Source organism: Bacillus sp. DNRA2, assembly GCF_012843265.1.
In the GTDB taxonomy this organism is placed as follows: domain Bacteria; phylum Bacillota; class Bacilli; order Bacillales; family Cytobacillaceae; genus Bacillus_BU.
Genome location: NZ_JABAIT010000022.1, coordinates 24127 through 37269, shown reverse-complemented (window position 1 = coordinate 37269; position 13143 = coordinate 24127). Strand labels below are relative to the sequence as shown.

Annotated in this window: 12 protein-coding genes; 7 read left to right on the top strand and 5 right to left on the bottom strand. The window is 37.4% G+C overall.

Annotated features, from left to right (window positions below):
- Nucleotides 1-39 precede the first annotated feature (39 nt).
- Entirely contained in the window at nucleotides 40-2031 is a 1992-nt protein-coding gene (gene feoB, locus HHO41_RS17095; RefSeq protein ID WP_169100899.1) for a ferrous iron transport protein B, read from the bottom strand.
- Nucleotides 2032-2259 carry a FeoA family protein gene (locus tag HHO41_RS17090; protein ID WP_169100897.1) on the bottom strand — a complete coding sequence of 76 codons (228 nt, stop codon included), beginning with the start codon at nucleotides 2257-2259 and terminating at the stop codon, nucleotides 2032-2034. It abuts the gene before it with no gap.
- A gap of 272 nt (nucleotides 2260-2531) precedes the next feature.
- On the opposite strand from HHO41_RS17090, the gene HHO41_RS17085 reads away from it, so the two are divergent.
- The 5 genes from HHO41_RS17085 to HHO41_RS17060 all read left to right on the top strand — a co-directional run bounded on the left by HHO41_RS17085 (nucleotide 2532) and on the right by HHO41_RS17060 (nucleotide 7157).
- The gene (locus HHO41_RS17085) at nucleotides 2532-3674 is read left to right on the top strand and encodes a histidine kinase N-terminal domain-containing protein (RefSeq protein WP_169100895.1); all 1143 of its coding nucleotides are present in this window, start codon (nucleotides 2532-2534) and stop codon (nucleotides 3672-3674) included.
- A 24-nt stretch (nucleotides 3675-3698) separates the two neighbouring features.
- Nucleotides 3699-4247, top strand: coding sequence for a GNAT family N-acetyltransferase (locus HHO41_RS17080; protein WP_169100893.1), 549 nt, complete (start codon nucleotides 3699-3701; stop codon nucleotides 4245-4247).
- Nucleotides 4248-4636: 389 nt separating this feature from the next.
- Nucleotides 4637-5038, top strand: coding sequence for a MerR family transcriptional regulator (locus tag HHO41_RS17070; RefSeq protein WP_169100967.1), 402 nt, complete (start codon nucleotides 4637-4639; stop codon nucleotides 5036-5038).
- A gap of 60 nt (nucleotides 5039-5098) precedes the next feature.
- Nucleotides 5099-6454, top strand: coding sequence for a hemolysin family protein (locus HHO41_RS17065; protein ID WP_169100891.1), 1356 nt, complete (start codon nucleotides 5099-5101; stop codon nucleotides 6452-6454).
- Between the two features lie 157 nt (nucleotides 6455-6611).
- Nucleotides 6612-7157, top strand: coding sequence for an ATP-binding protein (locus HHO41_RS17060; protein WP_169100889.1), 546 nt, complete (start codon nucleotides 6612-6614; stop codon nucleotides 7155-7157).
- A 46-nt stretch (nucleotides 7158-7203) separates the two neighbouring features.
- On the opposite strand, the gene uptA is transcribed toward HHO41_RS17060, so the two are convergent.
- Nucleotides 7204-7803 (bottom strand): undecaprenyl phosphate transporter UptA, encoded by a 600-nt coding sequence (gene uptA, locus HHO41_RS17055; RefSeq protein ID WP_169100887.1) that lies wholly within the window; start codon nucleotides 7801-7803, stop codon nucleotides 7204-7206.
- A 305-nt stretch (nucleotides 7804-8108) separates the two neighbouring features.
- Between uptA and HHO41_RS17050 the strand changes: the two genes are divergently transcribed.
- Nucleotides 8109-9929 (top strand): APC family permease, encoded by a 1821-nt coding sequence (locus HHO41_RS17050; RefSeq protein WP_169100885.1) that lies wholly within the window; start codon nucleotides 8109-8111, stop codon nucleotides 9927-9929.
- A gap of 53 nt (nucleotides 9930-9982) precedes the next feature.
- Here HHO41_RS17050 and HHO41_RS17045 read toward each other — a convergent pair whose 3' ends face one another.
- A complete protein-coding gene (locus tag HHO41_RS17045; protein WP_169100883.1) occupies nucleotides 9983-11395 on the bottom strand; it encodes a SpoVR family protein in 1413 nt (470 codons plus the stop codon).
- Nucleotides 11396-11537: 142 nt separating this feature from the next.
- Nucleotides 11538-12536 (bottom strand): M14 family zinc carboxypeptidase, encoded by a 999-nt coding sequence (locus tag HHO41_RS17040; protein ID WP_169100881.1) that lies wholly within the window; start codon nucleotides 12534-12536, stop codon nucleotides 11538-11540.
- Nucleotides 12537-12881: 345 nt separating this feature from the next.
- On the opposite strand from HHO41_RS17040, the gene HHO41_RS17035 reads away from it, so the two are divergent.
- Entirely contained in the window at nucleotides 12882-13136 is a 255-nt protein-coding gene (locus HHO41_RS17035; RefSeq protein WP_169100879.1) for a YhdB family protein, read from the top strand.
- The last annotated feature ends 7 nt before the right edge of the window (nucleotides 13137-13143 follow it).

Below are 13143 nucleotides of genomic sequence, written 5' to 3'. Positions count from 1 at the left end.
GTTAAAAAGATAAGCGTCTAAACCGACGCTTGTCTATGATTAAAAGCCCATTAATTTGCCACCTTGATAAATGACTAAACAGACAATATATGCAATGATTAAAGCATAAACCATTGAAAAGGCCGTCCACTTTTTGGAACCTGTCTCTTTATATATAGTTGCCACCGTCGCAAGACAAGGAATATAAAGCAAAATAAATGCCATAAAGCTATATGCGGAAAGCGGTGTATAATATGATGCCAAAAGCCCCTGAAGTCCCGCTTCATCCGGAACAAAATATATAATATTCATCGTAGATATAATAGCTTCTTTTGCTAAAAAGCCTGTAATCAATGATGCACTCGCTTGCCATGTTCCAAACCCAATTGGATCAAAGATAGGAGCAATCACACCACCGATTGCAGCTAGGAAGCTGTCATCCATCGCAACATCAAAACCACCAGGTCCTGCATAAGCAAGTAACCAGATTACCACTGAACCTGCAAAAATAAACGTGCCGGCCTTTCTAACGAAGCCCTTCCCTTTTTCCCATGTACTTCTCCACAAAGCCTGCGCCTGAGGACGACGATAAGGTGGCAGTTCAATCACAAACAGTGAGGTTTCTCCCTTTAATATGGTTTTCGAAAAAAGTGTCGCCAATAATAATGAAATGAAAATTCCTAACACATATAAAGATAATACGACAGATGCTTTGTTGTTAACGAAAAATGCACCAACAAATAATGCATATACCGGTAAGCGGGCTGAGCAAGACATTAACGGAGTTAGCAATATTGTTAACAAACGTTCCTTTGGTGTTTCAATTGTTCTTGCAGCCATAATTCCCGGAACGTTACAACCAAATCCAATCATCATTGGAATAAATGCCTTTCCATTCAAACCGACCATTTCCATCAAGCGGTCCATAACAAGAGCAACCCGTGCCATGTAACCTGAGTCTTCTAAAATTGAAATAAACAAGAATAAAATAAAGATTTGTGGCACAAATACTAATACGCCACCAACACCGGCAACAATTCCATCTAGCACAAGTGCTTGAATAAAACTTGATGCACCAACTGCTTGTAACATCGATTCAATCCCAGAGGCAATTGGTCCAGAAATAATTCCATCCAAAGCATCTGATAGCGGAGAACCCAACCAATCAAAGGTAAGCATAAACAGCACATACATCACTACTAAGAAGATTGGGATACCTAAAAATTTATTGGTGACAATTTTATCTACTCGCTCACTAAGCGGGGTTATCGCTTTATCCTCTCGTTTCGTAGAGGAAGCAACAATTTTTTCAATTGCAGTTCGTCTTTTTCGATAAATATATTGTTCGAGTGATTCATCTTTTAAAAGTTGTTGCGCTGATGTAATCAACGTTTCGACTTCTTCTTTTCCGATTGCTTCATGAAGATACTTTTTCACATATGAATTTCCTTCAAGTAACTGCAGGGTTAGCCAGCGCGGTGAATGGCTTGTCCTTGCTTCAATAGCAGTAACAAATTCAGCAATCAAACCTTCAAAGGCTTTACCATAATTTACGATATGAATATTTATCTCTGAGTGCTCTAAATCGGTGATAATTTGCGCCAATTGGTCGCAGCCTTCTCCATTTCGAGCGATTACCGGAACTACAGGAACACCTAGTAGCCGAGATAAAGCGTCAGAATCAACTAAGATTCCTCGACCTTTAGCGACATCGCCCATGTTTAAACCTATTGCAACCGGTTTACCATACTCAAGTAGTTGAATAGTTAAATGTAAATTTCGTTCAAGCTGTGATGCATCCAATATGTTTAATAATTTATCGCTTTCATCATTTAACAAAAAGTCCGTTACAACACCCTCGTCTCGTGATAGTGGACTTAAAGTATAGATTCCAGGTAAATCGATTAATTTTGCAAGATTATTCTTAAACTGCCCTACCTTTTTTTCGACAGTTACACCGCTCCAGTTCCCAACATACTCATAAGAGCCAGTCAAGTTGTTAAACAATGAGGTTTTCCCGGTATTTGGGTTTCCTAACAGTGCAATTTCCATTTATATGACCCTCTCTATTTTAATTTGAAAGGCCTCTTTCCTGCGAATGCCAACACATTGGCCACAAGATTCGACCATTACAGGACCACCAAATGGCATAATACATTTAATACAAATTTCAGATCCATTTGTAATACCTAAATCCATTAAACGGCGTCTTACTAAACGGTCTGCACCACCTAGATCCATAATTTTTCCCTTTTCACCGGCCTTTAACTGTCCAAGCATATTATCCACCTCATCTATATGAAAAAAGCGTATTTGTTGATAACTGTTCTCATTATAACGCAAATGAATTTTATTGAGAATGATAATCTTCACGATTTTCTAAATTTGCTGAGCAAAGTTCACCTATTATTCAAACTTACTCTGTTATCATAAAAATAATGAATATAGAGAAATATTTTTATATTTTTTAAAAAATTCAAAGGATTTTGTCTTTTTGAATCGAATACTTCTTTAATGTGGATTTATGAAGGAAGAATGGTGATACTTGAACAATGATTGCTACTCCAAAAAATAGACTCCTTGATTTTTTAATAGATCAAAAAGATAACATTTTTGTCGAATGGGAAAACAGACTACATGCTTCAGCAGAGGACCCTTTTAAGGAAAAGGTAAGACAGAATCGCGAATTAATTTACAATACAATTCTTAAAATGCTAACCATGTCCGTCGATGAATTGGACTCATATATGAAGGTAATTGCCATAAATGTAGGAAAAGAACGAGTTCAGGCCAACAGTAATATCGGCGATTTTGTTTATAACGTCAATGTTGGTCGTTCCGTACTTTCCCAATATTTAATGAATCTGCAAATTGAATGGGGCGTACTTAAAAACCTCATAAACGAAATTAATAATTACTTTGATAAATTCACTTACTACGCAGTAACGTATTACACTGAAGCCAAGGATAGAATAATTGAGGAAAAAAATAATTTTATTGATTCAACTCACCAAGATCGCCTAACCTTACTAGGTCAAATGACTTCTAGTTTTGTGCACGAATTTAGGAATCCGCTTACATCGATTCAGGGATTTATTCAATTATTAAAAGCTGAACATGACGAAATGAAATATTTGGACATCATTTCAAACGAGCTTGAACAGCTCAATTTTAGAATATCGCAATTCTTACTACTTTCAAAAAAAGAAGTAATTGGCAAAGAAAAGGTTATTTTTTCTTTGAATGAACTGGTTGAGGAAGTAATATCCTTCCTTTATCCAAGTATATTGGATAGTAAGGTAAAGGTTTTAAATAACCTAAATTTAGCAGGGGTTATATACCTTTTTGGTTATGCTGATGAAATCCGTCAAGTATTTATTAATATTATCTTTAATGCTCTTGATGTTTTGAGTCAATATCGAGATGACCCAACCATCCAAATCAAATGTTATCGAATTGAAAACAATTGTATAAAAGTTCTCATTTCAAATAATGGTCCTATGATCCCAGAACAACAATTAAACACTATATTCGAACCGTTTGTGACAACCAAAAAACTTGGTACCGGACTCGGTTTATTTGTTTGCCGTGAAATTATTGAAAAACACAAGGGCACATTAACGTGTCAGTCCATACCTGAACAAACAAACTTTATCATTACACTGCCAATTGCTGCAGTAAAAAAAGAATCGTGAAATTCTGTAATAAAGGAGTTAAAGATGTTTACTTTAAAAGTAGATCATGAGATTGAACTCCAATTATTTCAAATCCATCATGCCGAAGAATTGTATTTACTTGTTGATCGAAATCGCGAGCACTTGCGGAGATGGCTACCTTGGGTGGACAATATGTCATCTCCCATTCAATATCATTCCATTATTCCTAATTGGTTAAAGCAATTTGCTGATAACAGTGGCTTTCAAGCTGGAATTCGCTTTAAAGGTGCTTTGGTTGGCTCAATCGGCTTACATCAAATTGATTGGTATAACTCACAAACAAGTATGGGGTATTTCCTTGCCGAGAGTGCACAAGGATACGGGATCATGTCAAGATCCGTTCAGGCTCTCCTCTATTATGCTTTTTTTGAACTTGGTTTAAATCGGATTGAAATTCGCTGCGGCCAACAAAATATTAAAAGTCGCGCAATCCCCGAAAGACTAGGGTTTACAAAGGAAGGCATCATCAGAGATGGTGAAAGGTTGCATTACAACTACCATAATTTAATCGTCTACAGCATGCTCCGCAAAGAATGGTCCAAATTAAATTAATCAACAAGCCTAAAGCATCGGAATCACTAACCGATGCTTTTTTTAATGCTATGTTAATGATTAGTGTTGTTTTTTGAATGTTGATTGGAGCGGAAGGCACGAAGACTCCTGCGGGAGTAGCTGGTATGGGAGACCCCACAGGCGCGAATGCGCCGAGGAGGCTCCCAACTAGCCCCGCGGAAAGCGAAGTACCTGCAGCGGAAAGCAACATGCATGCTTAAAACAATTTTATTTAAAATTTTGCTAGTCCTTCATCATATTAATCTTTTTTTATCATAAACTATGAATAACATCCTTTGAAAAGTGGAACGTTTGACTGTACAGTTTCATTTCATCTATAATATTAATAATTTATAATTTAGGGGTGATATGATGGGGCATTCTATCGTATCGGTGAACTAGCACTTCTTGCGAACGTTTCCAAAAGAACCATTGACTATTACACTAGCTTGGGAATATTAAAAGCTGAACGGTCTAAATCAAATTACCGAATGTACAGCGAACAAGCTATTTACGACTTGAAGTTTATTGATGAGTGCAAAAAAATACACTTACCGCTGGATGAGATTAAGAGAAAGCTAGACCTCAATAAATCTCAGGAGCTCAAAAGCTCTGAAGTTGAAAAACATGTTGATGAGGTAACTAAGCAAATTCAACAGCTCCGTTCGGAAATTTCTGCGATTTTACCCTTATTGGACCAACTTGAAGAGCAGCAAAAAAACGACTTATCCAAAAAGCTCACAAAGGAAAGCTCAGCTTTAATGCAATCTGTCTTAAGTTTTACAAGTTAATTTTTTACTTACTGGGAGGTGACTCCTTACTCGTAAAAGTTGCGAGCTAAGGGAAATTATTTGGACATATTAAACTTGGTTTTAATAGCCATTTTAATTGCTTTAACGGCATTTTTTGTGGCAAGTGAATTTGCCATAATCAGAATTCGAAGTTCTCGAATTGACCAATTAATTGAAGAAGGAAACAAGAATGCTATTGTTACCAAAAAAATCATCACGAATTTGGATGAGTATTTATCGGCATGTCAATTAGGAATTACTGTGACAGCGCTTGGATTAGGTTGGCTAGGTGAACCTACTGTAGAGCATTTAATCAGTCCGTTGCTTCAAGGCATCAATATTCCGAACTCCATTACACACGTGGTTGCACTTGTCATTGCTTTTTCAGTTGTAACTTTCTTGCATGTTGTAGTAGGAGAACTGGCACCGAAAACTTTAGCCATTCAAAAAGCCGAATTTGTCAGTCTGGCTGCGGCAAGACCATTAATCTTGTTCTATAAGGTGATGTATCCATTTATTTGGGCACTTAATGGTGCAGCTCGGGTTACCACCAGAATGTTTGGCTTAAAACAAGTATCTGAGCATGAATTGGCCCATACCGAAGAAGAACTTCGTATCATTTTGTCAGAAAGCTATAAAAGTGGTGAAATTAACCAATCAGAGTTTAAGTATGTAAATAAAATTTTTGAATTTGATAATCGCATCGCCAAGGAAATTATGGTCCCTCGGACAGAGATTATCTCACTATCCAAGGATGATACGTTAGAGACCTTCCTTAAGATTGCGCAAATTGAAAAATTCACCCGCTACCCTATTATCGACGGGGATAAAGACCATATTATCGGGATGGTAAATATAAAAGAAATTATGACCGATATCATTACCAATCAAAGCATTGCTAATCGAACTCTTGCTTCTTATATTCGACCGATTATCCGTGTGATTGATTCGATACCAATTCATGATTTACTTGTAAAAATGCAAAAGGATCGGATTCATTTGGCAATCTTAATGGATGAATATGGTGGCACTTCAGGATTAGTTACGGTTGAAGATATATTAGAGGAAATCGTTGGCGAAATTCGTGATGAATTCGATATGGATGAGGTTCCAATGGTTCAAAAGCTAAACGACGACCATTATGTCGTCGATGCCAAAGTGTTAGTAAGCGAAGTGAATGATTTGTTGGGACTCGATATTGATGACGAAGATGTCGACACAATCGGAGGCTGGATTCTTACCGAGAATTACGAAGCCAAAGAAGGCGATAGCGTAAAATTCGAACAATACTCCTTTAAGATAAAGGAAATGGAAGAGCACCATATTAAATATGTTGAGATTTCTAAGCTTCCCACAGTAAAGGAAACTGAATCCTCCCAACCAATTAAAATAACTGAATCTGAAGTAATTCTTTAACGGTTGACTTTTATGAGTCATCCGTTTTTTTGTCGGTATTTTTTGAACATTATTCGTATATTTTTTTACAAGAATGTGACTTTGTTGACAGAAATCTTTGCTGATTACAATTATAATGGTCTTAATTGTAATCAATTTTTTAAGGAGGTCATCATAATTGAATGTATTAACGCAGATTATCATTGAATTATGGTTATTTCTAGCATTTTTTATGTTCATAACATTTTTTATTATAAAAAGAAAAAAACGGCTTTATGCTAAAACATCAATGAATGATCAAAGTCTTCTTGATATTAACGAAGAGCTAGGTACAGTAATCAAATCTGTTCACTCAACGTCTACTCATTCAGATATTCATATTAAGTTTTACTCGACTCTAGAAAACATTACCTTCATTAAAGGTAACCGGAACAAGTTCCATCTTGCCCTGCTCAATCTGGTAAAAAGTGGTCTCGATGCTTCTCAAAACGGAAGTGTTGAAATCGCAGTCCATGAAATGCTTTCATCGATTTTAATTGTCATTGAACATAACGGGAAAATCATGAATAATGAACAAGTTAAAAAGTTAAAGAGTGTATTACCAACCTCTGATATCATTGATTCTATGAAAGGCAAAATCGAGATTGTCAGCCAACAAGACAAAGGAACAATGTTATCAGTCATTATCCCTAAAGCATCTGGTTTTAAAGCAAACATTGTCTAGCATAATAAGAAAGAGGCTGTCTCATCATGAGACAGCCTCTTTCTTATTATTGAATTGGATTAACATTGACTTTTCTTTTGACAAGGAAATAGATTACTCCCAGTACGACTGCACCAATAATTGCAGGCATAACATACGGCTGTGCAAACTCCTTAATATCTGCCCAGTTGCTTCCTAAGACAGTCCCTAAATACAAAAACAAAATCGTCCAAGGAATAATTGCCGCAACTGTAAAAGTAGTAAATTTAACTGGAGACATCTTGGCAATACCGGCTGGAATCGAAATGGCATGCCGAACAACCGGAATAAATCTTGCAGAAAAAATGACCCCTGTTCCGTATTTCTCAAACCATTTCTCAGCTATATCAATGTGTTTTTTATTTATTAATATATATTTACCGTATTTCTCCAAAACTGGTCTTCCACCATAATAACCTAGCCAGTATAAAAACAGTTGCGCCAGAGTACCACCAATTGTTCCAGCAAGCACTGCTCCAAACCACGATATTTTACCAAGTGAAATCATATATCCACCATAGCCAAGCACGATTTCACTTGGAATTATTTCAATCATTAAGCCAAGTGCGATGCCAAGGTACCCCAAATCTGTCAACGCCATCAAGATTGTTAAAATAAAATCCTTCATTCTATCACCTATAAGTTTATTTTTAAGCCCAATATGTTCAGTTTACATGTGGATATTTATTACTGCAACCTTTCCGAGAAAATTGACTGTAAAAACGAGTTTTTTCTTCATTTACATTATGACTATTCGGGAGTAATATTATATTAAAATATAAAAATAAACAGGATATTTGGGGCGATTCTTCTCATGACTAGAATCCAAATTCCCAGAATATTATCCGCTCCCAGATTAACAGGGAATTACATTGTATCGACATCAAAACATAAGAATTCGCTCCCTTACTAAAACTTAGGGGGCTATTTGCCATGGCAATGCTAAAACGAATTTTGATTGGCCAACCTATGGAGACCGCAAAGCTTTCAGAAGAAAAACTGCCAAAATGGAAGGCTTTAGCAGTTTTTTCGTCTGATGCTCTCTCTTCTGTTGCCTATGCAACGGAGGAAATCCTTATCGTGCTGTCATTATTAAGTGTTAGTGCATTTTTTTACTCCATCCCAATTTCACTAACAATTTTAGGGCTATTGCTGATAGTGACAATCAGTTATCGCCATATTATTTTCTCCTTCCCAGCTGGAGGAGGGGCTTATATCGTTGCCCGTGAATATGTTGGAACCAATATTAGTTTAATAGCTGGCTCAGCGTTAATGATTGATTATGTCCTTACCGTTGCTGTTAGTATTTCCTCTGGGGTGGCTGCCCTAGTATCGGCCTTTCCAGTTCTACTTCAATGGAGGGTTGAACTTGCGATCACCTTTATTCTCATTTTAATGATTTTAAATTTGAGGGGAATAAGAGAGTCAGCGACAGTCTTTGCATACCCTACTTATGTATTTATTTTTTCAGTACTGATTTTGCTTGTATTCGGTGGAATTCATTTACTGACCAATGGTTGGTTGGGGTATGTCCAAAATTCAGATCCAACCACCCTAAAACAAACGTCAACTGCCGGACTTATTTATATTTTAGCAAGGGCATTTTCATCAGGATGCTCGGCAATGACAGGTGTCGAAGCAATCAGTAACGGTGTCCCCTCCTTTCGACCAAACAGCCCCAAAAACGCTGCCACCACCTTGATTTGGATGTCGCTATTACTAGGGACAATGTTTCTAGGAATCACTTTTCTGTCAGCTGGATTAGGAATTGCGCCGATTGAAAACAAAACTGTTATATCACAAATTGCATCAAGTGTATTCGGAAACGGGCTTGTCTATTTTTTCTTTCAAATTGTAACGATGCTAATTTTAGTGTTAGCTGCGAATACTAGCTTTGCTGGATTTCCACAACTTGTATCAATCATTGCCAAGGATGGTTATTTGCCCCGCAGTTTAGCGGCGCGTGGTGACCGGCTTGTTTTTTCCAATGGAATCATCCTGTTAAGCTTACTAGCATCCCTGTTGGTGATCATCTTTTCAGGAGATACCCATGCTTTAATTCCTTTATATGCAGTTGGGGTATTTCTTTCTTTTACAATTGGCCAATATGGATTAGTCAAAAAACTATGGGCAGAGAAACACCGCTTTTGGGAAATTGCAGCGATTGCTCTAGGCACATTTACTACAGCATTGGTAACGATTATTACTGCAGTAGCAAAATTTACTTCAGGAGCATGGCTGGTGATTATTACCATCCCAATACTCGTTTGTGTTTATAAAAAAATTAACGAACATTACCTTAATCTGGGCGAACAATTACAGCTCGATAAAAGATTGGAAACAGGCTTGCCACCAACCCGGGTCATAATCCCGATTTCTGGAATTAGTAAAACAGTTGACCACTCTATTGTTTATGCCAAAGCGATTGCGACTGATATTACAGCCTTTACTGTCGTCTTTAACCGTGAACAGGAACAAATCTTAAGAGAACACTGGGAGAAATGGTATCCGGAAATTAAGTTAGATGTTATCTATTCTCCGTATCGAACTATTTTAGAACCACTATTAAGTTACTTAAATAAACCTGAGAACCATCCAAAAGGAACGTTTATTACCATTCTTATGCCGCAGTTTATCACTAAAAAATGGTGGCATGTATTGTTACATAACCAAACAGCGGTCTTCTTACGTTTTTATTTAATTTGGAAAAAGGATATTGTCGTGGCAACACTGCCATTTCATTTAAAAGAATGATTTTATAAAATGATAAACAAGAGGCTTCTCATTTTAGGAAGCCTCTTATTTAATTATAAATATTTTCGATGAATTCCTTTACCGTCATAGGAATACAGCATTGTTCTTCCTTCAATCACAGTTTCTATATGGACAGGCCTTCCCCACAACTGATGAACATAGGGGAGTACTTTCTCCAAATATTTAACATCCAGTTCGATATCCTCATACCAATGCTTTAGGTATAGCTCTCCATTCCTGGAATAATCTCCATCATTCACCGTAATATACGGAAATCCCCCATTCACCCTCATGCTGACAAGCTGGTCGCGAACATGCTCCCATTGTTTATCAACAATTTTATAATCCTTACCTTGCTTTTGAAATAAATACATATCTTCGCGTGTTACAAGATCCTTCGTTAAATAATTTCGAAGAAAGGAAATATCCGACTCAATTTCCCTAACTTCAAACAGCTTTTCACGACCCGAACCTGGCTTCACCCCACGACGTTGCATTTCTTTTGTGGGATTATTGTAGCGTTCTTCAATATCCTCTAACACCTTTAAGCCTAAATAGTAAGGATTAATTCCGGTACGTGAGGGCTGCACGACCCCGGCGTTAAGCTTCGCAAATTCAATTGCCTCACCTGGCGTCAATTCCATTTCGCGAAGAATACGCTGATGCCAATACGATGCCCAACCTTCATTCATAATTTTTGTTTCAAGTTGCGGCCAAAAATAAAGCATTTCCTCACGCATCATTGTTAAAATATCACGTTGCCAGTCTGTTAACTCTCTGCTATGACTTTCAATAAAGAGCAGCAAGTCCTTTTCTGGACGTGGCGGAAATTTCCGGGCTTTTTTCGGCTCTGTTTTTTTCTCACCTTTTCTATCCAAATTCCATAAATCATCATATGGACTTGACTGCACACCATCACTTGACTCCTCAGCTTCTCCATCAACTGACCATGCAAGCTTTGGCCGCATTAATGATGGATCAATATGCTCCTCAATTGCTAGGACGGCATCCAAGAAGGTTTCAACTTCATGCTTACCGTACTGAATTTCATATTTTCGAATACGATCGGCCGTTGCAGCCATGCTTTCAACCATATCCCGTTTTGTATTCTGAAATCGAATATTGTTTTTAAAGAAATCGCAATGAGCTAATACATGAGCAACAATTAATTTATTTTGGATTAAGCTATTAGAATCTAACAAAAATGCATAACATGGATCTGAATTTATAACAAGCTCGTAAATTTTCGACAAGCCAAAATCATAATGAAGCTTCATTTTATAAAATTGCTTACCGAAACTCCAATGGGAAAATCTTGTCGGCATCCCATAGGCCCCAAATGTATAAATAATTTCTGAAGGGCAAATCTCATAGCGCATCGGATAAAAATCCAAGCCGAAACCTTTGGCAATCTCAGTTATTTCACCTATTGAATATTCCAGCGCTCTGCGTTCTGTCTCGTTCAATCCTCTCTCTCCCTTCCTCCTCCTTAAAACAATGTATGAAGAAAAAAAGAGAAAAATGAAATTGTTTTTAAACGAAAAGCAAAAGGCGCTTAGTTTTTTTGGTAAAAAGCACAAGCCAACGGCATCTTGCGCTAGACAACCGTTAGTTGGATAGCTTCATTTTTTGGACTTCATCAGCTAGCATAATTCCAACTAATTCATTTCGTTTCCATTCCTCTTTAAAGATTGATAATGGCGGACTAATCTCATCAATTAGCGGACAAATTTCAATCGTCATCCCCGGCTTATGAAAGGTCGTGATAAACCAATCCGTAAAACCCCCACCAGTCGCTTCTTTAATCGGCTTACTTAATGTATAGCCTGTTAATAAAGACACTTTATTTGCCAGATATTTATCCCGCTCTAAATAACTTCCATTCTTGTAGTTCCAAAATATCTCACGACCTGAAGAGTGATAGGATAGGGCTACACTCGGATTAATATTTTTCGTAAATGCTGTAATCGTTACGATTTCCTTTGCTACCATCGGTGCCGGTCCTTTATGAAATTGGTACCATGGAACAGAAACCTCTTTCAGCGCCGACCATCCTGCAGGATATTGACGATTTAAATCGATCCCGATTCCGTTTGCTTTCCATCTTGAAAAATCCGGAGACAATGCATTCATTTCAAAAATATCATCTGCCATATATTTGGGCACAGCAGTTAAACCCTTTTGCTGGATCGTTACTCCATCAGGATTTAACATTGGTATAAACCAAATCGCTACTTCATCAAATAAGTTGGTGGAGAAACAACCAATTTGTTCACCTTTATCATAGGAGCGCACATAATTTTCAAGCATGACCATTAACAATGAAGTCGTCAGCCACTCGCGACCATGATGCGCCCCAATCAATAGGATATTTCGATTTCCTTTTCCGAGCTTCGCTGCCCAGATTTCTTTTCCTAGATGAGATTTACCGATGCTAGTAACTTGAAGGCTGTTTCCATACTTCCGCTCCATTGTTTTCAAATCCTGATCCATTTGCGCATATGTATAAACTACATTCGGATTAACAATTTTAGCAAAACAAGTTTCAGCCAAAATGATATTTAAGGTTATGAAGCCAATTAGCAATAACAAGAGCTTCTCTCTCATAAGAAAACTCCTTTTTTAGGCTGTGTTAAATCGGAAAGGTGATTTTTCGCGAGTTGATTGGAGCGGAAGGCACGAAGACTCCTGTGGGAGTAGCTGGTATGGGAGACCCCGCAGGCGCGAATGCGCCGAGGAAGCTCCCAACTAGCCCCACGGAAAGCGAAGTGCCTGCAGCGGAAATCAACATTCTTGTTTAACAAAGCGTTTTTGTTTATAAAATCCCACCGAAATGACGATTTATACTGTTTTAACACAATAAAGCTAATACCAACTACTCCAACATTTACAGAGCAATTTATCGTCAGAAAATCACACACTAATATTAACTCCTTATAAGGAGGAGAAAAAATGAATAAAGTGGATTATGATCGGGCGCTTTATTACACGCACCGGTCTCAATGGGATAATTTGTTGATCTTGATGGTTCGCACAAAAGATCAATTCCTTTCAAAGAAAATTGAACATTTTCTGCATGCTTACCATTTTGAACATGATTATGCCGCAATCGAGCAAAAATTATACTCATTGCTTCGCTATATCGATCATGCGAACGAAACAGCTGCTGCCAATGTATTGGATAGTCCAGCTTATCAGTTAACCTGACAAAACA

Bases quoted from the DNA above. Each gene is read 5' to 3' on its own strand.
- feoB (WP_169100899.1), bottom strand. From the start codon at position 2,031: ATGGAAATTGCACTGTTAGGAAACCCAAATACCGGGAAAACCTCATTG.
- HHO41_RS17090 (WP_169100897.1), bottom strand. From the start codon at position 2,259: ATGCTTGGACAGTTAAAGGCCGGTGAAAAGGGAAAAATTATGGATCTA.
- HHO41_RS17085 (WP_169100895.1), top strand. From the start codon at position 2,532: ATGATTGCTACTCCAAAAAATAGACTCCTTGATTTTTTAATAGATCAA.
- HHO41_RS17080 (WP_169100893.1), top strand. From the start codon at position 3,699: ATGTTTACTTTAAAAGTAGATCATGAGATTGAACTCCAATTATTTCAA.
- uptA (WP_169100887.1), bottom strand. From the start codon at position 7,803: ATGAAGGATTTTATTTTAACAATCTTGATGGCGTTGACAGATTTGGGG.
- HHO41_RS17050 (WP_169100885.1), top strand. From the start codon at position 8,109: ATGGCAATGCTAAAACGAATTTTGATTGGCCAACCTATGGAGACCGCA.
- HHO41_RS17040 (WP_169100881.1), bottom strand. From the start codon at position 12,536: ATGAGAGAGAAGCTCTTGTTATTGCTAATTGGCTTCATAACCTTAAAT.
- HHO41_RS17035 (WP_169100879.1), top strand. From the start codon at position 12,882: ATGAATAAAGTGGATTATGATCGGGCGCTTTATTACACGCACCGGTCT.